Here is a 1482-nt window from a genome sequence, read left to right as displayed (position 1 = left end):
CGCCCCCCCCCGCCACCACTGGGTCCACGGTCGGGACCGGCGGTGGATTTCGCCCCGAGATCGAGGGGCTGCGCGCCGTCGCCGTCGTGCTCGTGGCCGTCTACCACGTCTGGTTCGGCCGTGTCTCCGGCGGTGTGGACGTCTTCTTGCTGCTCACGGGTTTCCTCATCACCGGGTCCCTCGTCCGGGCCCTGGAACGCGACGGACGTATCGGCTTCGTCGCCTTCTGGTCGCGGTTGGCTCGCAGGCTCACCCCGGCCGCACTGACCGTGTTGGCCGCAACCCTCGTGGCCACGTTCCTCTGGCTGCCGAGCGCGCGCTGGGCGTCCGTCCTGGCCGAGGTGCGCGCCGCCGCCCTGTACCACGAGAACTGGGCGCTGGCCACGGCCTCCGTCGACTACCTCGCCCGTGACGCCGCCCCCAGCCCGATCCAGCACTTCTGGTCGCTGTCCATCCAGGGCCAGTTCTACGTGGTGTGGCCGGTCCTGCTCGCCCTGACCGCGCTGGTCGCGACCCGTGCCCGCCTGGCCCTGCGAACGGCGCTGCTGACCGTGACCGTGACCGTGTTCGCGGTCTCGCTCGCCTACTCGGTCTGGATCACCGGCACCAACCAGGCCTGGGCCTACTTCGACTCCGGGGCCCGCGCGTGGGAGCTCGCCCTGGGCGCCATCCTCGCCTTGGCCGTCACCAGGATCCGCCTGCCCTCCGCGGTGCGTGTGCCCATGGGCTGGGCAGGGCTGGCCGTCCTGATCGGCTGCGGTGCGCTACTGCCCGTGGCCACGCTCTTCCCGGGGTACGTGGCGCTGGTGCCCACCGGTGCCGCCGTCCTGGTCATCCTCGCCGGGACGACCGGCAGTCCGTTCGGCGCCGACCGCCTGCTCACCTGGCGGCCCCTCATGCGGTTGGGCTCCCTGTCCTACGCGTTCTACCTGTGGCACTGGCCGATCCTGATCTGCTACCTGCACCTCACCGATCGGATCCTGGCCACTCCCACCGGGGGAGCGCTCGTCCTGGCCCTGTCCCTGGCGCTGGCCTGGGCGACCTCCCGCGCCGTGGAGGACGGGGTCCAGTGGCTGACCCGGGCGCCGAGCCGCGCCACCCCCGTCTGGTCGCTCGGCGTGGCCGCGGCCTTCCTCGTCCCGGTCCTGGTCGCGTCCGCGGCGTGGTCCGGACAGCTCGCGCGGGACCAGCGCATCCGCGCGGAGCGGGCCGGAGAACCGGAGAGCTACCCGGGCGCGCTCGTCCTGGCCGACGAGGGGGCGGTGCGGCCCGTCGGTGAACTGCCGGTCCTGCCCGCACCCGCCGACGCCAAGACCGACCTGTCCAGCCACCACGACGCCGGTTGCCACGTGAACCTCGCCTCCACCGAGTTGGTGGTGTGTGACCGGGGGCCGGCCGACGCCGAGTACACCCTGGCGATGGTCGGCGCCTCGCGTACCGCCCACTGGTACCCGGCCGTGGCCGCGGTGGCGCGTGAACACG

At 73.1% G+C, this 1482-nt stretch carries 1 protein-coding gene; it reads left to right on the top strand.

Features of this window, described 5'->3' with window-relative positions; all coding sequences use genetic code 11:
- On the top strand, window positions 1-1482 hold a 1482-nt coding region (locus D471_RS0111625; protein WP_017598777.1), incomplete at both ends, for an acyltransferase family protein.

Origin of the sequence: Nocardiopsis lucentensis DSM 44048 (genome assembly GCF_000341125.1) — a bacterium.
In the GTDB taxonomy this organism is placed as follows: domain Bacteria; phylum Actinomycetota; class Actinomycetes; order Streptosporangiales; family Streptosporangiaceae; genus Nocardiopsis; species Nocardiopsis lucentensis.
This window is presented reverse-complemented; position numbering and strand designations above follow the sequence as displayed.